At 73.0% G+C, this 24652-nt stretch carries 18 protein-coding genes; 12 read left to right on the forward strand and 6 right to left on the reverse strand.

Annotated elements, in window-relative coordinates; translation table 11 throughout:
• Positions 1-23: 23 nt before the first annotated feature.
• Both ABTW87_RS19920 and ABTW87_RS19925 read right to left on the reverse strand, forming a co-directional pair.
• A complete protein-coding gene (locus ABTW87_RS19920; RefSeq protein ID WP_350652320.1) occupies positions 24-1376 on the reverse strand; it encodes an ABC transporter substrate-binding protein in 1353 nt (450 codons plus the stop codon).
• Between the two features lie 19 nt (positions 1377-1395).
• The gene (locus tag ABTW87_RS19925) at positions 1396-2526 is read right to left on the reverse strand and encodes a LacI family DNA-binding transcriptional regulator (protein WP_350652321.1); all 1131 of its coding nucleotides are present in this window, start codon (positions 2524-2526) and stop codon (positions 1396-1398) included.
• Positions 2527-2764: 238 nt separating this feature from the next.
• Between ABTW87_RS19925 and ABTW87_RS19930 the strand changes: the two genes are divergently transcribed.
• The 8 genes from ABTW87_RS19930 to ABTW87_RS19965 all read left to right on the forward strand — a co-directional run bounded on the left by ABTW87_RS19930 (position 2765) and on the right by ABTW87_RS19965 (position 14456).
• Entirely contained in the window at positions 2765-4093 is a 1329-nt protein-coding gene (locus ABTW87_RS19930) for a Gfo/Idh/MocA family protein (RefSeq protein WP_350652322.1), read from the forward strand.
• A gap of 29 nt (positions 4094-4122) precedes the next feature.
• A complete protein-coding gene (uxaC, locus tag ABTW87_RS19935) occupies positions 4123-5544 on the forward strand; it encodes a glucuronate isomerase (protein WP_350652323.1) in 1422 nt (473 codons plus the stop codon).
• Positions 5541-6845, forward strand: coding sequence for an enolase C-terminal domain-like protein (locus ABTW87_RS19940; protein WP_350652324.1), 1305 nt, complete (start codon positions 5541-5543; stop codon positions 6843-6845). The genes uxaC and ABTW87_RS19940 overlap by 4 nt, the downstream gene beginning before the upstream one ends.
• Entirely contained in the window at positions 6836-8326 is a 1491-nt protein-coding gene (locus ABTW87_RS19945) for a mannitol dehydrogenase family protein (RefSeq protein ID WP_350652325.1), read from the forward strand. Before ABTW87_RS19940 ends, ABTW87_RS19945 begins: the two co-directional genes overlap by 10 nt.
• On the forward strand, positions 8323-9537 hold the full coding sequence (locus ABTW87_RS19950; protein WP_350652326.1) for a Gfo/Idh/MocA family protein: 1215 nt from the start codon (positions 8323-8325) through the stop codon (positions 9535-9537). The genes ABTW87_RS19945 and ABTW87_RS19950 overlap by 4 nt, the downstream gene beginning before the upstream one ends.
• A 173-nt stretch (positions 9538-9710) precedes the next feature.
• Positions 9711-11063 carry a pectate lyase family protein gene (locus tag ABTW87_RS19955; protein WP_502891617.1) on the forward strand — a complete coding sequence of 451 codons (1353 nt, stop codon included), beginning with the start codon at positions 9711-9713 and terminating at the stop codon, positions 11061-11063.
• Positions 11064-11098: 35 nt separating this feature from the next.
• The gene (locus ABTW87_RS19960) at positions 11099-12472 is read left to right on the forward strand and encodes a pectate lyase (protein ID WP_350652327.1); all 1374 of its coding nucleotides are present in this window, start codon (positions 11099-11101) and stop codon (positions 12470-12472) included.
• Positions 12473-12617: 145 nt separating this feature from the next.
• Positions 12618-14456, forward strand: a complete 1839-nt coding sequence (locus ABTW87_RS19965) for a glycoside hydrolase family 15 protein (protein WP_350652328.1) — start codon at positions 12618-12620, stop codon at positions 14454-14456.
• 4 nt (positions 14457-14460) lie between these two features.
• Here the strand turns inward: ABTW87_RS19965 and ABTW87_RS19970 are convergent, their stop codons facing one another.
• The 3 genes from ABTW87_RS19970 to ABTW87_RS19980 all read right to left on the reverse strand — a co-directional run bounded on the left by ABTW87_RS19970 (position 14461) and on the right by ABTW87_RS19980 (position 19479).
• Positions 14461-16131, reverse strand: coding sequence for a right-handed parallel beta-helix repeat-containing protein (locus ABTW87_RS19970; protein ID WP_350652329.1), 1671 nt, complete (start codon positions 16129-16131; stop codon positions 14461-14463).
• A 107-nt stretch (positions 16132-16238) separates the two neighbouring features.
• Entirely contained in the window at positions 16239-17756 is a 1518-nt protein-coding gene (gene glpK / locus ABTW87_RS19975) for a glycerol kinase GlpK (RefSeq protein ID WP_350652330.1), read from the reverse strand.
• An 82-nt stretch (positions 17757-17838) separates the two neighbouring features.
• Complete coding sequence (locus ABTW87_RS19980) at positions 17839-19479, reverse strand: alpha/beta fold hydrolase (protein WP_350652331.1); 1641 nt, start codon at positions 19477-19479, stop codon at positions 17839-17841.
• A gap of 206 nt (positions 19480-19685) precedes the next feature.
• On the opposite strand from ABTW87_RS19980, the gene ABTW87_RS19985 reads away from it, so the two are divergent.
• Positions 19686-20693: a GGDEF domain-containing protein gene (locus ABTW87_RS19985; protein WP_350652332.1), complete on the forward strand. Its 1008-nt coding sequence runs from the start codon at positions 19686-19688 to the stop codon at positions 20691-20693.
• 174 nt (positions 20694-20867) lie between these two features.
• Entirely contained in the window at positions 20868-21845 is a 978-nt protein-coding gene (locus tag ABTW87_RS19990) for a helix-turn-helix transcriptional regulator (RefSeq protein ID WP_350652333.1), read from the forward strand.
• Between the two features lie 19 nt (positions 21846-21864).
• Here ABTW87_RS19990 and ABTW87_RS19995 read toward each other — a convergent pair whose 3' ends face one another.
• Positions 21865-22512 (reverse strand): hypothetical protein, encoded by a 648-nt coding sequence (locus ABTW87_RS19995; protein WP_350652334.1) that lies wholly within the window; start codon positions 22510-22512, stop codon positions 21865-21867.
• Positions 22513-22853: 341 nt separating this feature from the next.
• Between ABTW87_RS19995 and ABTW87_RS20000 the strand changes: the two genes are divergently transcribed.
• On the forward strand, positions 22854-23819 hold the full coding sequence (locus ABTW87_RS20000) for a helix-turn-helix transcriptional regulator (protein ID WP_350652335.1): 966 nt from the start codon (positions 22854-22856) through the stop codon (positions 23817-23819).
• Between the two features lie 142 nt (positions 23820-23961).
• Complete coding sequence (locus ABTW87_RS20005) at positions 23962-24537, forward strand: hypothetical protein (RefSeq protein ID WP_350652336.1); 576 nt, start codon at positions 23962-23964, stop codon at positions 24535-24537.
• Positions 24538-24652: the final 115 nt, after the last annotated feature.

A 24652-nucleotide genomic window follows, 5' to 3' on the forward strand; every position in this document is an offset into this window, starting at 1 on the left:
GGTACGCGGGCCCCGAACCGGGATCAGGCCAGCGCGGCGGACGCCTCGGCGAAGAACTGCTTGGCGGCGGACTCGGGCGTCGCCTTGCCGTAGGTGACGCTCTCGGCGATGTCCCGCAGCTTGGTGCGCAGGCCGCTGTGGCCCTTCGGCGGCACCGGCGGGGCGGGGCCGAACTTCTCGGCCAGCCCGTTCTCGAACGCGAAGGTGGCCTTCATCGCGTCGTCGGTGATCTCCGCCTCCAGCGTCTTGCGTACGTCGAGGTTGGCCGGCAGGCCCCGGTCGGTGCCGAGGATCTTGGCGGCCTCCGGGTCGTTGACCAGGAAGTCGATGACGTCGGCGACGACCTCGGGGTGCTTGGTGGCGCGGGAGGCGGCCCAGTACAGCGAGGCCCGCGGCCACTGGCCCTTCACGTCACCCGGGTACGGCACCATGCCGAGCTGGCTCTTGGTGCCCTTCTGCAGCTCGGAGAGCTGGTTGGACCACATGAAGGAGGTGGCGCCCTTGCCGGTCACCACGAGCTGGGTGGAGACGCTGCCGGTGACCGCCTCGTGCACGACGTCCGCCGGCGGGGTGGCGCCCTTGGCCCGGGCGTCCTGCCACAGCTTGAACCAGGCGGCCAGGTCGGCCTCGGCGAAGCCGAGCTGCTTGCCGTTGTAGAACTCCTTGCCCTGGGTCCGCAGCCACAGCCACAGGGCCTTGTAGTCGGAGCTCGGGTCCATGGTGCCCCAGTACTTGCCGCCGCCCTTCTGGGTCACCTGCGCGGCCCAGTCGAAGAACTGCTGGTAGGTCCAGCCCTCCTGCGGCTCGCTGACGCCCAGCTCGGCGAGCTTGGTCTTGTCGTAGATCATGGCCGGGGTGTTCTCGCCGGAGGCGATCGCGACCTGCTTGCCGTCGACCTGGCCGTACTTGGTCAGCTCGGGGTGGTGCTTGCTGAGATCGATCTTGTTGTCCTTGACCAGGTCGGTCAGGTCCAGCGTCACGTTGCGGCTGGCGTACTCGCCCAGGCCGTTGTCGTCGATCTGGAAGATGTCCGGGGCGTTGCCACCGGCCGAGATCGTCGCCAGCTTGTCGTAGTAGCCGTCGAAGGCCTGCCAGGTCGGGGTGATGGTGACGTTGGAGTGCTTGCTCATGTAGAGCTTGAGCGCCTCCTCGGTGGCCTTGGCCCGGGCCTCGCCGCCCCACCAGAAGAACTCGATGGTGACCGGTGCGTCGGGATCGCCGCTGCTCTCGTCGTCACCGCAGCCGGCGGCGCCGAGGACCAGGGGAAGGGCGACGACCGCGGCGAGCAGACCGCGGAACATCCGCCGTCGCGGGACGGGGGTACGGTGAACGGGCACGGCCGGCGGGCCGGCGGTGGGGGATGTTGCGGGGTGCATGTGCGCTCACTCCTTGGCGTTAGGAGGCGACGACGCCACCGGTGGCCGCGGCTGGGCGACCCGGGCCCGCAGGGCGATGCGGGCCCGGGACAACCACCTGGGCGCCGGGGCGGTGCCGACCGTCAGCCGGTGCGGCTGCGGTCGAGTCGCGGATGACCAGTTCGGTCCGGAGCATTACCTGTGCGGTGGTACGACGGTCGTCGGTGCTGCCGCTCCGGCCACCGCCCCGGGTTCCCCGGGCGATGACGCTGTCGGTGGACAGGAGCATGTCGACGGCCGTCCGGCCGGCGGCCGCGGTCGGCGTGGCCACCGTCGTCAACTTGGGCCGGGTGAGCCGGCTCAGGGCGATGTCGTCGATCCCGACGACGCTGACGTCCTGCGGGACGCGCATCCCGAGGGCGTCGAGTCCTTCGATCAGGCCGATGGCCATCAGGTCGTTGTAGGCGAGAACTGCGGTGACCTCGTTGCGGCGCACCTGCTCGGCGAGCGCGCCACCACCGGTCTCGGTGGGGTGGTTGGGCCCGAGGACGGTCAGCTCGGCACCACCGGAGCGGGCGGCGGCGCTCGCCGCCCGGCGGATCTCACGGCTGGTCCATGACCCGCGCGGCCCGGACAGCAGCGCGAGCCGCCGGTGGCCCAGGGTGAGCAGGTGCTCCACCGCCGAGCGGGCGCCCTGGCCGACGTCCATGGTCACGCAGGGCAGGCCGGCGACCTGCCGGTTGATCACCACGAGCGGGACCTCCCGGCTGAGCTGCTCGATCAGGCTGTTGCTCATCCGCGGGCTGCACAGCAGCACCCCGTCGACCTGCTTGGCGAGGGCGTGGACCAGCTCCTCCTCGGCGATCGGGTCCTCGTTGGTGTCGGCGACGAAGACGTGGTAGTCGCGTTGCCGGGCCTGGCTCTCGGCGGCCTTGATCAGCGGTGGGAAGAACGGGTTGGCGATGTCGGCGATGATCAGGCCCAGGTTGTGCGTACGGCCGGTGATCAGCGCGCGGGCGGCACGGTTGGGGCGGTAGCCGAGGTCCTCGGCGACCGCCAGCACCCGGCTGCGGGTCTCGGGGTTGACCAGGTGCGGGGCCGAGAACGTGCGGGAGACCGTGGAGATGTGCACGCCGGAGGCCCGGGCGACGTCTCGGATGGTGGCTGGCACGGCGGGCCCTTCGTCCAGTGTGGCTGGGGTCACGTCAGGTGCCGCCAATTAATGCAAACGGTTGTGCTCGTGTCAACGGCCGACGATTACGTTCGTGTTTCGACCGCGCTCTCTTCATGCGCCCAAATAGGACGCAATGCGGATCTATGACACCGGTTTGACATCGATCGTTGACGTCACTGGCCCTCCCGTGGTTATTTCGGCTGCAAACCTTTGCAGCAATCGGAGAGGTGGCGCCATGTCGTCCAGGACCGGTGAGCGGGCCCGCCACGCCCTGGTGGGCACCGGGTCGCGGGCCGAGATGTTCGTCCGGGCCCTGGTACGCGACCACGCGGACACCGCCGAGCTGGTCGCCTTCGCGGACGTCAACCAGGCCCGGATGGACGCGCACAACCGCTGGCTCGGCGAGCTGGGACACCCGCCCGTGCCCACGTACCAGGCCGCGGAGCTGGCCGCCATGCTGGCCAAGGAACGCGTCGACGTGCTGCTGGTGACAAGTGTCGACCACACGCACGCCGCGCACATCGAGACCGCGCTGCGCGCCGGCTGCGACGTGGTCACCGAGAAGCCGATGACCGTGGACGTGGCCGGCTGCCGGCGCATACTCGACGCCGTCGCCGACACCGGCCGGCAGGTGCGGGTGGCGTTCAACTACCGCTACAACCCGCTGCACGAGCAGCTCCGCCGGTTGCTGGCCGACGGGGCGGTCGGCGAGATCGGTTCCGTGCACTTCGAGTGGCTGCTCGACGTCCGGCACGGCGCCGACTACTTCCGGCGCTGGCACCGCGACAAGGCGCACTCCGGCGGACTGCTGGTGCACAAGGCCGGCCACCACTTCGACCTGGTCAACTGGTGGCTGGACGCCGTACCGGTGGAGGTCCACGCCGCCGGGCGGCTGTTCTTCTACGGCGAAGCCGGCCGGCGCCACGGCTACGCGCGCGACTACCAGCGGGCGCACGGCTCCTCCACCGCCGCCGACGACCCCTTCGCGCTGCACCTGGCCGCCCACCCCAAGCTGCGCGAGCTGTACCTCGACGCCGAGGCCGAGGACGGCTACCAGCGCGACCGCAACGTCTTCGCCCCCGGGGTGACCATCGAGGACGACATGGCGGTGCTGGTGCGCTACTCCACCGGCGCCACCATGACCTACCACCTCACCGCCTACGCCCCTTACGAGGGCTACCGGGTCATGGTCAACGGCAGCCGGGGCCGCGTCGAGCTGGAGGTGGTCGAGAGCGACCACGTCAGCCCGGCCGCGGCCGGCGCGCTGAAGGGCGCGGCGCTGCACGGGGACGAGGCCGCCGCCGAGGCCGGCGGCGCCACGCTCACCCTGCGCCCGTTCTGGCGCCCACCCAGCCGGATCCCGGTCGAGGGCCACACCCGCACCGGGCACGGCGGCGCCGACATCCGGATGACGCGGGTGCTGCTCGGCGGCGCCCCGGACCCGATGGGCCGCGCCGCGACCGCCCGCGACGGCGCCCTCGCTCTGCTCACCGGCCTCGCCGCCAACCGCTCCCTCGCCACCGGCGCCCCGGTCCGGGTCGCCGACCTGCTCGACCTCCCCTAGCGCCGCGACCCGTCCGAGGAGTCCCATCCGTGCCGACACCCGACCTGCTCTTCCCCGCCGACCCCGCGCAGCGGGCGGTGGCCCGCCGGCTGTACGTGCTGGCGGCACCCCAGCCGATCATCTCCCCGCACGGGCACGTCGACCCGGCGATCCTGGCCGAGGACCGACCCTTCCCCGACCCGGCGCGCCTGCTGATCGTGCCCGACCACTACCTCACCCGGATGCTGCTCAGCCAGGGCGTCCCGCCGGCCGACCTGGGCGTGCCGACGGTCGACGGCAGCCCGACCGAGACCGACGGGCGGACCATCTGGCGCCGCTTCGCCGCGCACTGGCACCTGTTCCGGGGCACCCCGTCCCGGCTCTGGCTGGAGCAGACCTTCACCGACGTGTTCGGGGTGACCACCCCACTGTCGCCGGCCACCGCCGACGCCGTCTACGACGAGTTGGCGGCGCGGCTGGCCGAGCCGGCGTTCCGACCCCGGGCGCTGTTCGAGCGGTTCGGCATCGAGGTGCTCGCCACCACCGAGTCACCGCTGGACGACCTCGGGCAGCACGCGAAGCTCGCCGCCGACGGATGGGGCGGTCCGGGCGGCCGGGTGATCACCACCTTCCGGCCGGACAACGTGGTGGACATGGACTTCGACGGCTGGGCGGCAAACGTGGAACGGCTCGCCGAGGTGTCCGGCGAGGACACCGGCACCTACGCCGGCTACCTGGCCGCGCTGCGGCAGCGCCGGGCGGCGTTCATCGCGGCGGGCGCCACCTCCTCCGACCACGGCCACCCCACCGCCCGCACCCTCGACCTGAGCCCGCGCGAGGCGGCCGACCTCTTCGACCGGGGCCGGCGCGGCCTCGCCGACGCGGCCGACGCGGAGGCGTTCCGGGCGCACATGCTGCTCGAGTTCGCCCGCATGTCGCTCGACGACGGCCTGGTGATGCAGCTGCACCCGGGCGCGGTGCGCAACCACAACCGCTGGCTGTACGCGCGGCACGGCCGGGACGTCGGCGGCGACCTGCCGCAGGCCACCGAGTACCTGCACGCGCTCACCCCGCTGCTGGACGCGTACGGCAACGACCCCCGGCTGCGGGTGGTGCTCTACACCCTCGACGAGTACACGTTCACCCGGGAGCTGGCACCGCTGGCCGGCGGGTACGCAGCCCTCTACCTCGGCGCGCCCTGGTGGTTTCTGGACTCGCCGGAGGTGCTGCGCCGGTTCCGCGAGTCGGTCACCGAGTCGGCCGGCTTCTACAACACCGCCGGCTTCGTCGACGACACCCGCGCGTTCTGCTCCATCCCGGTACGCCACGACGTGGCCCGCCGGGTCGACGCCGCGTACCTCGCCCGCCTGGTCACCGAGCACCGGATGCCCGAGGACGAGGCCGCCGAGACCGTCGTCGACCTCGCGTACCGGCTGCCCAAGCGGGTCTTTCGGATCGGAGAACCGGCATGAGTGTGCGCATCACCGACGTCGACGTCCACGACGTCCGCTTCCCCACCGCCGCCGCCGGCGACGGCTCGGACGCGATCAACCGGGGCGACTACTCGGCGACCTACGTGGAGCTGCGCACCGACGCGGGCGTGACCGGCGCCGGGTTCACCTTCACCAACGGCCGGGGCAACGAGATCACCTGCGCGGCGGTGCGGGCCCTCGCCCACCACGTCACCGGCCGCACCGTCGAGGAGATCGTCGCCGACCCGGTCGGGTTCTGGCGCTCGCTCACCGCCGACGTGCAGCTGCGCTGGCTGGGCCCGGAGAAGGGGGTCATCCACATGGCCACCGGGGCGCTTGTCAACGCGGTGTGGGACCTGCGGGCCCGGCTCGCCGGCAAGCCGCTGTGGCGGCTGCTCGCCGACCTGCCCACCGACGACCTCGTCGCCAGCGTCGACTTCCACCACATCACCGACGCGCTGACCCCGGACGAGGCAGCGGCCATCCTCGACAAGGGCCTGGTCGGGTTGGACGAGCGGCACGCCGGGCTGGCCCGGGACGGGTTCCCCTCGTACACCACGTCGGTCGGTTGGCTGGGCTACCCGGACGAGAAGGTCCGGGCGCTGACCCGCGAGGCGTACGCGCACGGCTGGCGGGCGATGAAGATGAAGGTCGGCGGGCCGCCGGAGGACGACCTGCGCCGGGCGCGGATCATCCGCTCCGAGATCGGGCCGGACGCGCTGCTGATGATGGACGCCAACCAGGTGTGGGACGTCGACGAGGCGATCACCAACATGGCCGCGCTGGCCGAGGTGGACCCGTACTGGATCGAGGAGCCCACGCACGCCGACGACGTGCTCGGTCACGCGCGCATCGCCCGGGCCGTCACCGAACTCACCGGGGGCCGGTGCCGGGTCGCCACCGGCGAGGTCGCCGCCAACCGGGTGATCTTCAAGCAGCTGCTGCAGGCCGACGCGATCGGGGTGATGCAGATCGACGCGTGCCGGGTCGGCGGCGTCAACGAGGTGCTCGCCGAGCTGCTGCTCGCCGCGAAGTTCGGGGTGCCGGTCTGCCCGCACGCGGGCGGCGTCGGCCTCTGCGAGTACGTGCAGCACCTGGCCGTCTTCGACCACCTGCGGGTCGGCACCAGCCTGGAGGGTCGCATGGTCGAGTACGTCGACCACCTGCACGAGCACTTCGTCGACCCGGTACGCACCCGGGGCGGCCGATACCTGCTGCCCGAGGCCCCGGGGTACAGCACCCTGATGAGGCCCGAGTCGGTCGCAACCTACCGTTTCCCGGACGGCCCGGCATGGCGGTGACCGTCGGCGCCGACCGGCTGGGCCTCGGCACCCTGCACCGGGTGCCGCCGGCCAGCCGCCCGCTGCTGCGTCCCGGCAGCGCGAAACCCGGGATCGTCCACCTCGGGCTCGGCGCCTTCCACCGCGCCCACCAGGCCGTCTACACCGAGGAGGCGATGGCCGCGGCGGGCGGGGACTGGGGCATCGTCGGCGTGGCCCCGCGCAGCCGCGAGGTGCTGGCGGCGCTCGCCGCGCAGGACCACCTGTTCAGCGTCACCACCACCAGCGGGCAGGGCGTGCACACCCGGGTGGTGGGCGCGCTCGCCGGGGTGCGGCACGCGGCCGGCGACCCGGCCGCCGTGGTGGCGCTGCTGGCCGACCCGGCGATCCGGGTGGTCACGCTGACGGTGACGGAGAAGGCGCACCATCTGGACCCGGTCACCGGGCGGCTGCGGCCGGACGCCGAGGTCGCCGCGGACCTGCGCGGTGACCGGCCGCCGGTGACCGTGCCCGGCCTGCTGCTGCGCGGGCTGCTCGCCCGCGCCGCCGCGCAGGGCCCGCCGTTGGCCCTGGTGAGCTGCGACAACCTGCCCGCGAACGGCCGCCGGCTGCGCGGCCTGGTCGAGCAGGCCGTGGAGTACGCGCGGGTGCCCGAGCCGCTGGCCGGCTGGGTCCGGGACAGCGTCACCTTCCCGGGCACGATGGTGGACCGGATCGTGCCGGCCACGACGGCGCACACGCTGGACGTGGCTCGCGACGCCCTCGGGGTCGCCGATCTGGCGGCGGTGGTCGCCGAGCCGTACCGGCAGTGGGTGATCGAGGACGACTTCCCCGCCGGGCGGCCGGCGTGGGAACGCGCCGGTGCGGTGCTCACCGGTGACGCCGGGCCCTGGGAGCGGCTGAAGCTGCGCACCCTCAACGGGGTGCACTCGGCGGCGGCGTGCCTCGGCGCGCTGGCCGGCCAGGAGACCGTCGCCGACGCCCTCGCGCTGCCCCACCTGGGCACGGTGCTGCGGCGGCTGGTCGCCGAGGACGTGGCGGCGAGCTTCACGCCGCCGGCGGGCGTCTCGGTCGTGGCCTACGGCGAGGAGGTGCTGGAGCGGTTCGCGAACCCGGCCATCCACCACCGCACCCTCCAGGTGGCGATGGACGGCTCGCAGAAGCTGCCGCAGCGGATCCTGCACACGATCGCCGACCTGCGGGCGCAGGGGCGGCCGGCGCGTTGGGCCGCGCTGGTGGTCGCCGGGTGGATCCGCTTCGCCGCCGGCACGGCCGACGACGGTTCCGCGCTGCCGCTGGCCGATCCCCTCGCCGACCGCATCCGGGCGGCGCTGGCGGCCGCCCCGTCCACTCCGGCGGGGGCGGTCGACGCGCTGTTCAAACTCCGTGAGGTGTTTCCGGTGGAGGTGGCCGAGGACGACGACGTCCGGGCCGACGTGACCGCCTGGCTGGCCGACCTCGACCGGCACGGGGTGGCCGCGACGCTGGCGGGTGCCCGGTGAGCGGCCGGGCGGTGCCCCGGGTGGTGGTGGTCGGGGCGAACGGGCACGGTCGCTGGCACCGGCGGGCGATCGCCCCGCTGCACGCCGCCGGCCGGGTGACGCTGGCCGCCCTGGTCGACGTCCGCCCGGTCGAGGTGGACCCGGCGGCGCCGGTGCCGGAGGGCGCGGCGCTGTTCACCGACCACCGGGAGATGCTGCGGGCGTTGCGGCCCGACGTGGTGGTGGTGTGCACCCCGCCGCACACCCACCTGCCGATCGCCCTCGACGCGCTGGCCGCGGGTGCGGACCTGCTGCTGGAGAAACCGCCGGTGCTGTCCATGGCCGAGCACCGGCGGCTCGCCGCGGCGCTGGCCGGGACCGGCCGGGCCTGCCAGGTGGGCTTCCAGGCGCTCGGCTCGGCGGCCCTGGCGGAGCTGAGCACGGCGGTGGCGGCCGACCGGCTGGGCCCGCTCACCCGGATCGCGACGGTCGCGGCCTGGCAGCGCTCCGACGGCTACTACGCCCGGGCGCCCTGGGCCGGCCGGCGGACCCTGCACGGCCGGCCGGTGCTCGACGGTGCCCTGGCCAACCCGCTCGCCCACGCGGTCATGCAGTGTCTGGCCGTCGCCGCGGTGGCCGCCGGCGGGCCGGTCGAGCCGGCGCTTATCGAGCTGGAGCGCTACCGGGTGCGGCCGATCGAGGTGGACGACACCGCCGTGCTGCGGATGACTCCGCGCTCGGGACCGCCCGTGGTGGCGGCGGTGACGCTCGCCGGGGAGGAGTTCATCCCGGGCGAGGTGATCGTCACCGGCCCCGCCGGCCGGGCGGTGCTGGAGTACCCGACCGACCGGCTGGCGCTGCCGGGCGACGTCGAGCCGCGCGTCGTGCCGGGGCGGCACGGCCTGCTGGAGAACCTGCTCGACCACCGGGCCGACCCGGGACGGGTGCCGCTGATCGCCCCGCTGGCGCGGACCGCGCCGTTCACCGCGCTGCTGGACGTCATCCGCTCGGCGCCGGAGCCGGCCCTGCTCGGCGCGGACCGGGTGAGCGCCGGCGGCGACGGCGTGGACCGGGTGCTCACCATCCGGGGCGTCAACGAGGTGCTGCGGCGCGCCGCGGAGCGGGGCCGGCTGCCCTCGGAACTCGGGGTGCCCTGGGCGACGGAGCCGTACCGGGTGCGCCTGCCGAGCGCCAGCGAACCGCAAACGCGTGCAAACGATCTCGTGAGGTGACCGCCGGAGGAATGGGACATTGACCGTCGTACCCCGACAGCCAGTGGCGGGGACGATGCCCGCTGAGTCCGGCAACTGCAACGAACCTGCACATCAAGTGCATTGATTATATTTGATGAGAAAACCTACCGTAATCCTGTTGGACCTCTTCGACAGGAACAGGCGGTGGAATCATGCGTAGACCCGGAGTGGCCGCGACGCTCGTCGTCGCGACGCTCGCGCTGGTGCCCGGTGCGGCGGTGGCCGCACCAGACGCCACCGGGGACCGGCTCGGCCCGGTCGCCCGGATGCTCGGACGGCAGACCCTGCCCCCCGGCGACGGCTGGGCCGCCGCCGGGCCGGGCACCACGGGCGGCGCGGCGGCGGCCCACGACCAGGTGCACGTCGTCACCAGCCGCGCCGAGCTCGTCGCCGCGCTCGGCGGTGACAACGCCACCAACCGCGGCAACGCCACCCCGAAGATCATCTACGTGGACGGCGAGGTGAGCGGCTTCGAGGCCGCCGACGGCACCCCGCTGGAGTGCGCCGACCTGGCCGATCCGGCGTACTCGCTGGAGGCGTACCTCGCCGCGTACGACCCGGCGGTCTGGGGCCGGGTGGCGCCCAGCGGGCCGCTGGAGGAGGCGCGCCGACGCTCGGTGGCGAACCAGACCGCGCACACCCAGATCAACGTCGGCCCGAACACCACGATCATCGGGCTGGGCGGCGCCCGGCTCAGCGGGCTGACCCTGATGATCGACAGCGCGGACAACGTGATCGTCCGCAACCTGACCTTCGACGACGCCCGTGACTGCTTCCCCGCCTGGTCCCCCACCGACGGCGACGCCGGCAACTGGAACTCACAGTTCGACCAGATCTCGGTACGCCGCAGCGAGAACGTCTGGATCGACCACAACACCTTCACCGACGGCGACAACCCGGACAGCGCCCAGCCGGCGTACTTCGGCCGGCCGTACCAGGTGCACGACGGCTCGCTGGACGTCACCCACACCGCGAGCCTGGTCACCGCCTCCTGGAACCGGTTCCTCGGGCGCGACAAGGTACTGCTGATCGGCTCGTCCAACACGGTCGGCCCGGACCTCGGGCGGCTGAACGTGACCCTGCGCCACAACCTCTTCGACGGCACCCAGCAACGGCTGCCCCGGGTCCGCTTCGGCCAGGTCGACGTCTACAACAACCACTACCGGCTCGCCGGCGACGGCTTCCAGTACGCCGTCGGGGTGGGCGTCCAGTCGGCCACCCACGTCGAGAACAACCACTTCACGCTCGGCGCCGGAATCACCGCCGCGGACCTGCTGTACGACTGGGGCGGCACCGCGGTCACCACCCGCGGCAACGTCGTCGACCCGGCCGACGGGCCGGCCCGCCCGGTCGACCTGGTCGCCGCGTACAACGCCGAGCACGAGCCGGACCTGTCCCCGGACGCCGGCTGGACCCCCGTCCTGCGGCACGGCCCGGTGCTGCCGGCCGCGGCCGTGCCGTTCGTGGTCGGCGCGTTCGCCGGAGCCGACCGCCTGCTCCGCTGAACCACCCCGTCCACCACCACCCCTGGGAGAGAACCGTGCACCTGAGACGTACGCCCCGACGTGCGCTGGCCGCGGCGGTCACCGCCGGCGCCACCGCCACCGTCCTGGCCGTCGGCCTCTCGTCGGCCTTCGCCGCCACGGTCTTCAGCGACAACTTCGACGACGGTGACGCCGGCGGCTGGTCGAAGTCCGGCGGCAACTGGTCGGTCGTCACCGACGGCTCCGGCGTGCTCCGCCAGTCCAAGGCGGACAGCGAGCTGGCCCGCCAGTTCGCCGGGCAGAGCGGCTGGACCGACTACCAGGTCCAGGCCCGGGTCAAGCCGCTGTCGTTCGGCTCGTCCAGCAGCCTGGTCGGCCTGGCCGCCCGGGCGGCCGGCAGCACAAAGATGTACCGGCTGGCGCTGCTCGGCTCCGGCCGGGCCGAGTTGCAGGCGGTCAACGGAAGCCAGATCACCGTCCTCGGCTCGGCGTCCGTGGGCGCCGGCACCGGCACCTGGTACACGTTGCGGATCGAGACCAGCGGCAGCACCATCCGCGGGTTCGTCAACGGCACCCAGGTCGCCGCCGGCAGCAGCAGCCTGGTCGCCGCCGGCCGGATCGGCCTGGTCACCGCGTACGCGACCGGCAGCTTCGACGACGTCACCGTGGACTCCGGTGGCGGCTCCACGCCGACCACGCCGCCGCCGAGCAGCCCCGGCTCACCGCCGCCGAGCAGCCCGCCGCCCACGACCCCGCCGCCGGGCGGATGGCCGACCCCCACCGGCAGCGTGAAGGTGGACGCGACAATCCAGGTCTCCGGCACCTTCGACGGCGGCCTGCGGCGGTACTACGGCATCGGCGACGGCGGCCAGAGCGAGAGCCAGGACCCGATGTTCGTGCTCGCCCCCGGCTCCACCCTGCGCAACGTCGTCATCGGCGCGCCGGCCGGCGACGGCGTGCACTGCGAGGGCAACTGCACCCTGATGAACGTCTGGTGGGAGGACGTCGGCGAGGACGCCGCCACCTTCCGCGGCGGCACCACGTACACGGTCGACGGCGGGGGTGCCCGCGCGGCGAGCGACAAGGTGTTCCAGCACAACGGCTCGGGCACCGTGCACATCCGCAACTTCCGGGTGGAGAACGCCGGCAAGCTCTACCGGGCCTGCGGCAACTGCTCCACCTCGTACCAGCGGCACGTCGTGATGGACAACGTCACGGCGACCCGCACCGACGCGCTGGCCGGCATCAACACCAACTGGGGCGACACCGCCCGGTTCAGCCGGATCACCATCCTCGACGACCCGGACCGGGAGACGCGGATCTGCGTCAAGTACCGGGGCGTGCCCAAGGGTGACGAGCCGGAGGAGATCGGCGAGGGCGCCGACGGGGTGAACTGCCTCTACTCGGCCTCGGACATCACCTGGCGGTAGGGACGGTGCGGTGCCCGGCGGCCACTGCCGCTGGGCACCGCGTGTACCCCCGTCCGGGTGGCCCGGCCCTCGATCCCGCCTTCCCGCGCGACGCCCCGGTCTAGCCTCCGGTCGAGGGTGTCGTAGGCGAGCGGGGAGGCCGGCGTTGGAGGACTACCCGGCCATCGAGGACCACGGTCTCATCGGTGACCTGCAGACCGCCGCGCTGGTCACCCGCAAGGGCACCATCGACTGGTTCTGCGCCCCGCGGTTCGACTCGCCGAGCATCTTCGCCGGGATCCTGGACCGGGTCCGTGGCGGCTATTTCTCGATCGTTCCCGACGGGGTGCAGTACGTCAGCAAGCAGCTCTACCTGCCGAACACCCCGATCCTGATCACCCGCTTCATCAGCGCCGACGGCGTCGGCGAGATCGTCGACTTCATGCCGGTGACCGGGGAGCAGGCGACCGACCGGCACAGCATCGTACGGATCATCAACATGGTCCGGGGCGAGATGCGCTTCCGCACCCTGTGCCGGCCCCGCTTCGACTACGGGCGCGAGCAGCACGAACTCGCCATCCTGCCGAACGGCGCCGTCTTCCGTGCCCCGTCGGGCAGCCTGACCCTGCACCTGTCCCGCCCGGACGGACGGACCCTCCCGGTTGAGAACGTCCAGGACCTCGGCGCGGACCTGCTCGCCTTCACCACCATGCACGAGAACGACAGTGCCGCGATCATCATGGAGACCGCCTGCCCGGACGGGCCCCGGGTGATCCCGTTCGGTGAGATCCAGGAGCTGTTCGAGGCGACCCGGGACTACTGGCGCCGGTGGCTCGACCGCTCCCGGTACACCGGGCGGTGGCGGGACATGGTGGAGCGCTCCGCGATCACCCTGAAGCTCATGACGTACGCGCCGACCGGCGCGATGATCGCCGCGCCGACCGCGTCGCTGCCCGAGGAACTGGGCGGCACCCGCAACTGGGACTACCGCTACACCTGGATCCGGGACACCTCGTTCTCGGTGCGGGCCCTGCTCGGCCTGGGCTTCACCGAGGAGGCCACCCGGTACACCGACTGGCTCGACGAGCGGGTCCGCGAAGCCGGCAACAGCTCCGCCCCATTGAAAATCATGTATCGCGTGGACGGCTCGTCCGACCTGCACGAGGAGGTCCTCGAGCACTTGGAGGGCTACCACGGGTCGGGGCCGGTGCGCATCGGCAACGGCGCGGCCGACCAGCTCCAGCTCGACATCCACGGCGAAGCGCTGGACGCCATGCTGCTCGCCGACGAGCAGGGCATCCGCGCCTCGCACCAGGTCTGGCGCAGCACCGTACGGATGATCGACTGGCTCTGCGACAACTGGGACCAGCCGGACGCGGGCATCTGGGAGAGCCGCAGCCACCCCCGCGACTACACGTTCGGCCGGCTGATGTCCTGGGTGGCGTTCGACCGGGCGATCCGGCTCGCCAACCGCAGCGGGCGGCCTGGCGACGTGCCGCGCTGGGTGCAGCACCGCGACGCGATCTACAACCAGATCATGGCTCGGGGCTACCACCGGGGTCGCCGCGCGTTCGTGCAGGCGTACGGGGAGGACGTGCTCGACGCGTCGCTGCTCATCATGCCGTCGGTCGGGTTCATCACCCCGACCGACCCGCTGTGGCAGTCGACGCTGCACGCCATCGACCGCGGCCTGGTCTCGGACAGCCTGGTGCATCGCTACAAGCCGTCGGAGGCGCCGGACGGCCTGCCCGGCGACGAGGGCACGTTCAACATGTGCACGTTCTGGTACGTGGCCGCGCTCGCCTGCTCCGGCCGGCTGGAGGACGCCCGCCTCGTGTTCGAGAAGATGTTCACGTTCAGCAACCACCTGCGCCTGTACGCCGAGGAGATCGCCCTCACCGGGCAGCAGATCGGCAACTTCCCGCAGGCGTTCAGCCACCTGGCGCTGATCACCACCGCGGTGACGCTGGACGGGCTGCTCGACGCCGAGGGGTGGCGGCGGTAGGCCGTCAGGCGTCGTCGGTGTGGTTGCGGCTCCACCGGCCGCCCACCGGCGGGGTGTCCAGCCGGACGGCGTCCCCGGCGTTGCCTACGAGGTCGTTGTCCTCGATCCGGCAGGCCACGCAGCTGCCCCGCCCGGTCACCCACAGCCCGTACGTCTGCGTGCCGTCACCGCTGTCCCACACCCGGTTGCCGCGCACCGTCGCGGCGTCCACCGCCGCGTTGACGGTGATCCCGGCCCGCAGCGGCGGCGGAGCGGGCAACTCGTACCGGCTGCCCGGCGGCGGCACGTCCTCGTTCCAGGCGGTGACGGCGTCCGGCCGTAACTCGGCGAGGGTGAGCTGGGTGGCGGTGTTTCCGGACACCACGGCGGTCCGGCTGCCGACCCGCAGCACCTTGCCCCGGTGCCCGTCGACCGGCCAGTCCGCGGCGCCGTCGGTCACGGTCCGGCGGCCGTACCGCACGGAGGCCCCGGATCCGCTGGCGGCGGGAGCGCACCGGCGACCGTTGTCCCGGATCCGGTTGCCCACCACGAACGCGTCCACCAGGGGCCGGTCGATCCGGATCGCGTCCAGACCGTTGTCGGCGAGGTCGTTGCCCTCGATCACCACGGCCCGCGCCGGGCCGCGGTAGCCGTCGCCGAGGTCGTGCTCGTGGTAGCCGTACCCGCCGTTGCCGGTGATCCGGTTGCCCCGGATCGCGTACGGGCCCGGTGTGTTGCCCATGCTGATGCCGTCGCCGACGTTCCGGTCGATGACGCAGTCGGCGACGATCCCGCCGCGGCCGGCGACGCCGGCGGTGCCGTTGGCGGAGACGTCGAAGCCGGCCTCCAGGTTGCCGGTAAGCGTGCAGGCGGAGACGACCAGGCCGTCGGCCCCCCAGTCGGAGATGCCGAACCGGTTGGCCTGGCTGTGGCAGCCGACGATCCGGTAGCCGCGCGGCGGCGTCCAGTACGGCTTCTGCAGCTCGAGGAAGATGCCGTTGGTGCCGTTGCCGATGGTGGTGCAGTTGGCGATGGTGCAGCGTTCGATCTCGCCCCACCCGCCCACGCCGATCCCGATGCCGGCGCCGCCCATCTGCAGTCCGTTGTCCATGCGGCCGCAGCCGACCACGACGACCCCGTCGATGACCGTGTCCTGCAGGAAGTCGCAGCCGAGGCCGGTGGCGCCGGTGTGGTGGATGTACAGGTTGCGGAACACGCCCCGCACGACGTACTGCAGGCCCAGGCCCTTGGCGAGGTAGCTGTACTCGGTCATCGCCACGCCGGACCCGTCGATCTCGAAGTCGGCGAAGGTGCACTCGGCGACGTGCCGGTCCCGGTCCGCGCCGTGCTGCACGGTCGTCCAGTAGGCCAGCGGCACCGGGTCGGACCGGTTGCCCTCGTTACTGAGCAGGAACCGGGTCGCCGCCGGCCCGGCGCCGATCAGGGACACGCCGCTGCGCCACACGGTGCCGGCGTCGCGGATCGAGTAGATGCCGGGCGGGCAGTAGATGACCCGCGCCCGACCGTCGGCCGCGTACCCCTCGCCGAGCCGGTCCACAAGCGCCGCGAGGGCGGGCTGGTCGTTGGTCACGCCGTCACCCGCCAGCCCGTGCTCCTGCGCGTCGCACCACAGCGGCGCGCCGGCCACCGGCGTGAGCCGCTTCGGAACCGCCGTGGACAGACCCTGATGCGACACGGACCGGGCCTTCCCACTCCCTCCCGGGACAAACCGAAGGAAGGGCCCCTTCTTAACGCCTGCGGTAGTGGAAGGGGCCCCTCTTAACACCTCATCCCACTGCGCGCTCAGTCCACGTCGACCCAGTCGAGGGTGCGCTGCACGGCCTTCCGCCAGCGGCCGTACCCGCTCTCGCGCTGCTCGGCCGACCACGTGGGCTGCCAGCGGCGGCTCTCGTTCCAGTTCTCGCGCAGTTCGTCGGTGTTCTTCCAGAAGCCCACGGCGAGCCCGGCGGCGTACGCGGCGCCGAGCGCGGTGGTCTCGGCCACCACCGGCCGGCTCACCGGCACACCGAGGATGTCGGCCTGCAACTGCATGCACAGGTCGTTGACCGTGACGCCGCCGTCGACCTTCAGGCACTCCAGGCGTACGCCGGAGTCGGTGGCCATGGCCTCGGCGACGTCGCGGCTCTGGTAGCAGATGGATTCGAGCGTGGCCCGGGCGATGTGGGCGTCGGTGTTGTAGCGGGACAGGCCGACGATCGCGCCCCGGGCGTCGGAGCGCCAGTAGGGCGCGAACAGCCCGGAGAACGCCGGTACGAAGTACACCCCGCCGTTGTCCTCCACCTGCCGGGCGAGGATCTCGCTCTGCGCCGCGCTGCTGATGATCTTCAGCTGGTCGCGCAGCCACTGGACGGCCGACCCGGTGACGGCGATCGAGCCCTCCAGGGCGTAGACCGGCGCCTGGTCGCCGAACCGGTAGCAGACCGTGGTGAGCAGCCCGGACCGGGAGCGGACGATGTCGGTGCCGGTGTTGAGCAGCATGAAGTTGCCGGTGCCGTAGGTGTTCTTCGCCTCGCCGGGGGCGAAGCAGACCTGACCGACGGTGGCGGCCTGCTGGTCACCGAGGTCGCCGGTGAGCGGGACCGGGCCGGTGAACGGGCCGTGCGGCGCCGTGGTCCCGTACGAGGCCGGGTCGGAGGAGGGCCGGATAGCCGGCAGCATGGCGCGCGGGATGCCGAAGAACGACAGCAGCTCGTCGTCCCAGTCCAGCGTCTCCAGGTCCATCAGCATGGTCCGGCTGGCGTTGGTCGGGTCGGTGACGTGCACGCCGCCGTCGGTGCCGCCGGTGAGGTTCCACAGCAGCCAGGTGTCGGTGGTGCCGAAGACGGCCTCGCCGCGTTCGGCGGCCGCCCGGACCCCGTCGACGTTCTCCAGGATCCACTGGATCTTGCCACCGGCGAAGTACGTCGCCGGCGGCAGCCCGGCCCGGCGGCGGATCACCTCGCCCTTGCCCTCGCGCTCCAGCGCCGCGGCGATCCGGTCGGTCCGGGTGTCCTGCCAGACGATGGCGTTGTAGTAGGGCCGGCCGGTGCGGCGGTCCCACACCACAGTGGTCTCGCGCTGGTTGGTGACGCCGAGCGCGGCGAGGTCGGAGGCCGCGAGGCCGCGTTCGTTCATCGCCGTCTGGATGACGGTCTGCGTCCGCTCCCAGATCTCCAGGGGGTTGTGCTCGACCCAGCCGGCCCGCGGCAGGATCTGCTGGTGTTCGAGCTGGTGGCGGCCGATCTCGTTGCCGCCGTGGTCGAAGATCATGAAGCGGGTGCTGGTGGTGCCCTGGTCCACCGCGCCGACGAAGTCAGCCATGCGGGAGGTCTCCTCTGCGGCTCGTAGGGGATCTCCCGATCAGACGCGAGCGGGCCCGGGTGGCGCAACCCGCGGACGCCGGTCAGCGTGCCTCGCAGATCCGGCCGGTCAACGCCGGGTCGCCCTCCCGGCCGGTGGACCAGAGCGGGTTGACGTCGAGGACGAGAGGTGGCGCCTGCCAGGCGGCGCTGAGCCGTTGCAGCACCTCGTAGATGCCGAGCGGCTGGTCGACCGGCTCGCCGGAGAGGAAGGCGATGGCCTGGTCGTAGACGTCGCTCCGGTCGAGCAGGCCGCCGTGCAGGGCCGGAACCTCGACGACGGGAATCTGGGTGTACTCACCGGGTGGCGCCTCGGCCGCGCCGACCAGCGGCAGGAACGCGATCATCCGGACGCCCGGCACCGGGCAGAGGATCCGGTTGCGGTAGAACGGCGCCTCGACGATCACGGACCGGATGAACGGCTCGTCCGGCTCGGTGTCGACCTCCTTGAACAGGTTCGTCACCGCGGCGATGCCCCGCAGCTCCCACCCGGCCACCACTCCCCACCCCTCGTGCCGGGGTGGCGGGTAGTAGGCACGTCCGGGCCAGATCAGCGGGCTGAACAGCATCGCCGCGGCCACCGGCCCGCCGGGCAGCTTGTCGAGATAGGTCCGGATGACAAGCGCACCCTCGCTCTCCCCCGCCAGGGCGACCTGGCGGCCGGTCTGCTCGTGCAGGGCGTCGACCTGCGCGTCGAGCAGCGCCGCGCTGGAGTCCAGCGACCGGTGGGTGTGCTCCGGCCCGTACGGCAGCGGCCGGCCGGAGGGGTCGAGCCCGGCGTACGAGAAACGCTGCACCCGGGGGTCCACCGCCGGCCGGCCGTCCCAGCTCGACTCGAACCCGGCCAGGACGATCACCGCGTAGGGCACCCGCTCGGGCAACGGGTGCCGGGTCAACGGCGGCGTCCAGGCTCCCGTCGTGGCGGACGAGAGCCCGAGCAGCGGTGGCGCGCCGACCGCGGCGACCATCGTCAGGACGATCGCGATCGGGGCCACCGGCACCCGGGCCCAGCGGACCCGCCGCTGGTTCCGCACGGCGGCGGTCACGGTACGCCGCCAGAGCAGGCCGTTCACCGCGCCGGCCAGCCCGGCGACCATGATCCGCGACCAGCCCGGCACGGTCACGATCACGGCACTGGCCGCGGTGAGCACCGCGAAGTTCAGCAGCGACCAGCCCAGCAGCTCGATCGAGGGCAGTCCCTTCCACCAGCGCTGGACCACGCCCGCGCGCTGGAGGAACGGCGCCATGAGGATCATCGGGACCACGGAGGCGAACAGGTACCAGGAGAGCGCCACCGCGGAGAACGCGACGGAGATCGCCGCCCACGGCGAGATGATCAGGATGGCGACCGCCGCGACCTCGAGGTTGCGCAGCACCAGCCAGCGCATCGGCGGGCGGGGCTGCTCCTCCGGCCAGGCCAGCGCGGTCAGCCAGGCGGTCAGCACGCCGCGCCCGACGACGGCGGCGACCAGGCCGAGCGCGAACGTCGCCCACGAGTTGTGGTAGACGAGCAGCCAGCGCAGGTCGTGGTAGGAGTCGTACGGCCAGACGGCGGTCGCCTGGGGAGCCAGTGGCTGCGCGGCGAAGAACCCGAGACCGACCAGGGCCGCCATCTCCACCGTCGGCGGCACCGCGGCGAGCAGCAGGAGCCCTCCACCATGACGGCCGGCCACGTTGAGTCGCATCATGCGTAGGATGCCCGCTCGCCGTCACCCACGGTGTCGGTTCCCGGCAATGGGCCTTGACGGTGACCTGCGACACGCCATTCAATGTGCAGGTGGCACGGTGCCACGTCGGAGCGGCCTCGCCAAGGGACCCGCCACTTCGACCGATTTCGCTCTCGCGTCACCCGGCCACGCAGACCGGGCGCGACATGTGCGGAGGGTAGTCGGTGAACGAGCGCCGCCGCCGCATGCGGCTCAGCGCGGCCCTGCACGTGGTGTCACACGGGGTCGCCGTTCTCTACTGTCTGCTGACCCTCGACCAGCCGAACCGCGGGGGCATGCTTGTGGTGTACGCCGGTGGCATGGCGGCCGGCGCGGCGGGCCTGTGGGCCGCGCGGCGGGTGACCAGCAAGGCGGTGGGCTATCGCGTCTCGTTCGTCATCCTGCTGGTCACGATGGTCGCGCTCGCGCTGGGCACCTACTGGGACGGCGGCGTCGACGCCCCGGCCGCGCTGGGCTTCCTGACCACCACCGTCTTCGTCGCCACCCAGACGCCCCGCCTGCGGCTGATGGTCGCCCTCGAGGTGCTGATCCTCGGCACGTACGTGGGCGTCGCGATGGTCGGCCCGCCGATGCGGCCGGGACACCTGTTCATCAACGTCGCCGGAATGGTCGTGCTGATCTCGGTGTGCTCCACGCAGGCCGGCAAGCTGGCCCGGCAGCGCTCCCAGCTGCGCGCCCTGGCCACCCTGGATCCGCTCACCGGGGCGTTGAACCGGCGCGGTCTGGCCGAGTTCGCCGCGACGCTGTTCGGCCCCCGGTGCCGGCCCGGACCGTCCCTGCTCTGCCTCGACCTGGACGACTTCAAGCAGGTCAACGACCGCCTCGGCCACGCCGTCGGCGACCAGTTGCTGCAGTCGACGGTGGCCGCCGTACGCCGGACGGTGCGCCCGGACGACGTGGTCGCCCGGATCGGCGGGGACGAGTTCGTCGTCGTCCTGGCCGACGCCGACGCCGCCACCGCGCAGGCCGTGGCCGCCCGGGTCGACGCCGCGGTGGGCCAGCAGACCAGCACCAGTGTCGGGTGGGCCACCGCACCGTACGACGGGACGACGCTCGAGGCGCTGATGCAGGCCGCCGACCAGCGCCTGTACCGGGTCAAGCAGGAGCGCCGCCGGAGCGCCGGCACCGGGCTACCGCCACCGCGGCGGCCGGACACCCTCGGGGTGCCCTGAGGCCCGGCCGCCGGCACTGCCCGGCGGCTCCCGGACCGAACCCTTCCGTCGGACCGGGCACCCGCGCGGCGGCGTAGTGTGTGTCGCATGGCTGACACCGGTCCGGCGATCGGTGGTCGTCGAAACCTTCGCGCCGGTTCCGGCCGCGCCCGCCCCGGCGCCTCGGACGGCTGAATGCCACCCGGCGACGGGTGGCCGCAGCTCCCCGGTCTGCTCCGCCCGACGCTTGAGGTCACCGGGGTCGACGCCGTGCAGACCCAGCTCAGCCGGCGGTACAGCAGCATGCGGCTGACCGCCCGCGACGGACCGCAGGTGATGCGGCTCGCCGAGGCCCGGCTCGGCCCGGTCCGCCTGGAGCGGCTGGCGTTCCGGATGGACTTCGACGCCGAGGGCGCGCCGTTGGACGCCTTCCACGTCGGCGTCCTCACCGCCGGGGCGGCACGCTTCCGAACGGCCGGCCGGGACCACCGGCACGTGCCGGGGGACGTCTTCCTCGCCGCGCCGCCGGGCCAGCCGTACACCGCCGCGGTCCGCCGGGCGGCCGCCGAGTTCGCCGTCCTCTCCCCCGCGCTGTTGCGGGAGGTGGCCGAGGCGGCGCCCGGTCGCGCGCCGGTGCGGTTCCTCGACTGCCGTCCGTTGTCGCGCAACGCGGCCGCCGCCTGGCGGCGCACCTTCGCCTACGTCCGGTACGGGGTCCTCGCGATCCCGGACCTGGCGGCGAATCGTCTGCTCGTCGCGAACGCGGCACGCCTGCTCGCCGCCGCGACGCTGGCCGCGTTCCCCACCACCGCGTCGACCGACCCGACCGTCGAGGACCGGCGCGACGCCACCCTGCGTACGGCGCACCGGGCGATCGCCTTCATCGACGAGCATCCCGATCTGGAGATCAGCATCGCCGATCTCGCCGCCGCTGCCCGGGTGAGCATCCGGGCGGTACAGCTGGCGTTCCGCCGGCACGTCGGCACGACCCCCACCGCGTACCTGCGGCGGGTCCGGCTGCATGAGGCGCACCGCGAGCTCCGCGCGGCCGACCCGCGAACGACGACGGTGAGCGCGGTGGCGGCTCGCTGGGGCTTCGCGAGCCACAGCCGCTTCACCCGGCTGTACCGGTCCGAGTTCGGCATCCCGCCGAGCCACACGTTGCGGGCGTGACCCGGCGGGTCGCACCGGCTTAGAACCGGTTCCTGGGCAGCCAGCCCAGGAACCGGTTACGCGCCCGGGACAGCGGCATGGTGGGCAGGTCCTGGACGGCGGCGACCAGGCAGGACCCGAGGTAGACCGCGAGGCCGGCGCTGGCGCCGCCGAACTCGGCGAGCAACTGGCTCTGTTTGGTGGGGCACGGCCAGTCCGTGCCGCAGGCGGTGCACTCCCAGCCGGGTGTGCTGGGCAGGTGTTCCGGCAACCGCTCCCGGCGGTAGCGCCGGGCGGCGCTGTTGGCCGCCGGACGGTCGCGCCGGGGCGGGCCGCCGTTGGGCGAGCTGACCTCCTCCGGCGCGAGCCGTCCCCGCACGTCGGTGAGCAGGGCACCCACCCGGATCAGCGCGTCCGGCCCGACCCGGTGCGGCAGCAGCGTGGTGAGCAGGTGGTGGCCCAGGGCGTCGAACGATCCGCGGGTCATCCGCAGATCCCGGCAGAGCGTCAGCAGGTGATCCGGCCGCGCCGGCCGCCCGGCGTCCAGCACCTGGGTCACGACGGTCCGCAGGCAGCTCTCCAGCTCGGCCGCTCGCGCGTCGACGCCGGTCCCGACGTCCCGGGCCAGCCGGCGCACCGTGCGCGCAGCCACCGCCCGGGCGATGCGTTGCGTGTCTTTCCGGTCCACTGTCCTCACCCCGTCCCGCGATCGGCCTGAATCGGCACTCCGCCGGATCCGGGCACCAACCGGACGCCACACCGCACCAGTGTGGACGGACGGAGCGCAACGCCGTACCCGGTCAAGATTCACTGGTCCCGCCCGATGACGCCTAGCACGAGAGGCGCGGGATCTAGCCCGTTTGCGAAGCCGTGCCGGCTGGCGCGTCCGGCGGGGTACGCCGAGCGGCAAGGGCTTTCCGTACCACTGCGGGTCTCGGCCGACACCCGTACACTGCGTGGCGAGGCAATTGCGCGGCGCGGGATTCCCGGGCCGCGGGCCGGAGGTTGCTTGTTCCGCGGGGAGGCGGAGTGAGTGCACAGGCGCCCGTCACGCACCGGTTCGACAGCCGGGATCCCGCCCTGATCCGGACCCACCTGGCCGCGTCCTTCGGCACGCCGCTACGGGTGCGGGTCGGGCTGGACCCGCCCCGGCTCTGGCAGCACCGCATCGACCTCGGCCCGGTACGCCTCACGCAGGCGGCGCACTGCGGCGACCTGCACATCGATTTGGCCGGGCCGGACGCGCTCGTGATCTGCCAGGCGGTGACCGCGCCTGTCGTCCGGACCGCCGCCGGCGAGCGGCACCGGTTCGCACCCGGGGACGTCTTCGTCCTCGCACCGCCCCGGCACCCGTGCACCGTACGCTGGCAGGCCGGATCCATCACGACCTGCGTGCTGGACCTCGACCTGCTCGCCCGGGTGGCCGGCACGGCGCCGGCCGGACCGGCGTCGCCGCTGCGTCTCGCCGCGCTCGGCCCCGCCCCGCCACACCTCGTCCGGCACTGGCGGACGACCACCGCGTACCTGCGGGAGGCGGTGCTCGGCGACCCGGAGGCGGCCGGCCAACCGCTCGTGGTGGGCGCCGCGGTCCGCATGGTCGCCGCCGCGGCGCTGACGGTCGTCACCGACGCCGCCGTCGACGACACCACCGCCCGGGACCGGCGCGACGCGGGCGTCGGCACCGTACGCCGGGCGCTGGCGTTCATGGAACGGCACGCCGAGCGGAACATCCGCGCCGCGGACATCGCCGCCGCCGCGAACGTCACCCCGCGGGCCGTGCAGCTCGCCTTCCGGACGCACCTGGACACGACGCCGATGGCGCACCTGCGCGGAATCCGGCTGCACCGGGCCCACCAGGATCTGCTGCGGGCGGACCCGGAGCGCGAGACGGTGTCCCGCATCGCCCTGCGCTGGGGGTTCCTGAGCCACAGCCGGTTCACCGCCCGGTACCGGGCCGCCTTCGGCGTACCACCCAGCCGCACGCTGTACCGCTGACGGGTCCGGTGCAGGGCCGAAGGTCCCGACCGGGACGGGACCCTTGCTCGCCCTAAGCCGGACCAGCGCCCCTGCTCGGCACTCCCCGATCGCGGTGGAATTGGTGTGTGCCCGACGGGGGCACACCGGATGACGAGAGGACGTGGACGCCATGACCGCGATTGCCGAGCGGTACACCCCGGAGACGACCGCTCCTGCGGTCGGCACCGCCAGGACCGAGACGACCACCACCACCCACAAGGCCACCCGGTACGTGTTCGCCGGCGTGCGGCTGGCGATCGGCTGGACCTTCCTGTGGGCCTTCTTCGACAAGGTCTTCGGCTTCGGGTTCGCCACCCCGGCCGAGCGCGCCTGGATCGAGGGTGGCAACCCGACCAAGGGCTTCCTCAGCGGCGCCGAGGGCCCGTTCGCCGGCATCTACCAGAACCTGGCCGGCACCGCGTTCGCCAACTGGGCGTTCATGCTCGGCCTGCTCGGCATCGGCCTGGCCTTCACGCTCGGCATCGGCATGCGGATCGCCGCCGCGGCCGGCGCGACCCTCTACGTGATGATGTGGTCGGTGGCGCTTCCCCCGCAGAACAACCCGTTCATGGACGAGCACCTGATCTTCGCCGCGGTCATGGTCGGCCTGACCCTGATCGGCGCCGGCAAGACCATCGGCCTCGGCAAGGTCTGGGAGAAGCTGGCGATCGTGCGGAAGCTCCCCTTCCTCAAGTAACCAGATCCAGCACCCTCTGGGGCACCGCCGGCGGCGGTGCCCCATCGCCGTGCCCGGCCATCTAGGCCTCGGCGTCGCCCGGCGCCGGGAGATCGTGCCACCCGGGTTTATCCGG

The sequence above is a fragment of the Micromonospora sp. NPDC126480 genome (assembly GCF_040302465.1).
Classification (GTDB): domain Bacteria; phylum Actinomycetota; class Actinomycetes; order Mycobacteriales; family Micromonosporaceae; genus Micromonospora.

Excerpts from the sequence above, each read along its gene's own strand:
- ABTW87_RS19920 (WP_350652320.1), bottom strand. The coding sequence starts at position 1,376 with ATGCACCCCGCAACATCCCCCACCGCCGGCCCGCCGGCCGTGCCCGTT.
- ABTW87_RS19930 (WP_350652322.1), top strand. The coding sequence starts at position 2,765 with ATGTCGTCCAGGACCGGTGAGCGGGCCCGCCACGCCCTGGTGGGCACC.
- ABTW87_RS19940 (WP_350652324.1), top strand. The coding sequence starts at position 5,541 with ATGAGTGTGCGCATCACCGACGTCGACGTCCACGACGTCCGCTTCCCC.
- ABTW87_RS19945 (WP_350652325.1), top strand. The coding sequence starts at position 6,836 with ATGGCGGTGACCGTCGGCGCCGACCGGCTGGGCCTCGGCACCCTGCAC.
- ABTW87_RS19955 (WP_502891617.1), top strand. The coding sequence starts at position 9,711 with ATGCGTAGACCCGGAGTGGCCGCGACGCTCGTCGTCGCGACGCTCGCG.
- glpK (WP_350652330.1), bottom strand. The coding sequence starts at position 17,756 with ATGGCTGACTTCGTCGGCGCGGTGGACCAGGGCACCACCAGCACCCGC.
- ABTW87_RS19980 (WP_350652331.1), bottom strand. The coding sequence starts at position 19,479 with ATGCGACTCAACGTGGCCGGCCGTCATGGTGGAGGGCTCCTGCTGCTC.
- ABTW87_RS19990 (WP_350652333.1), top strand. The coding sequence starts at position 20,868 with ATGCCACCCGGCGACGGGTGGCCGCAGCTCCCCGGTCTGCTCCGCCCG.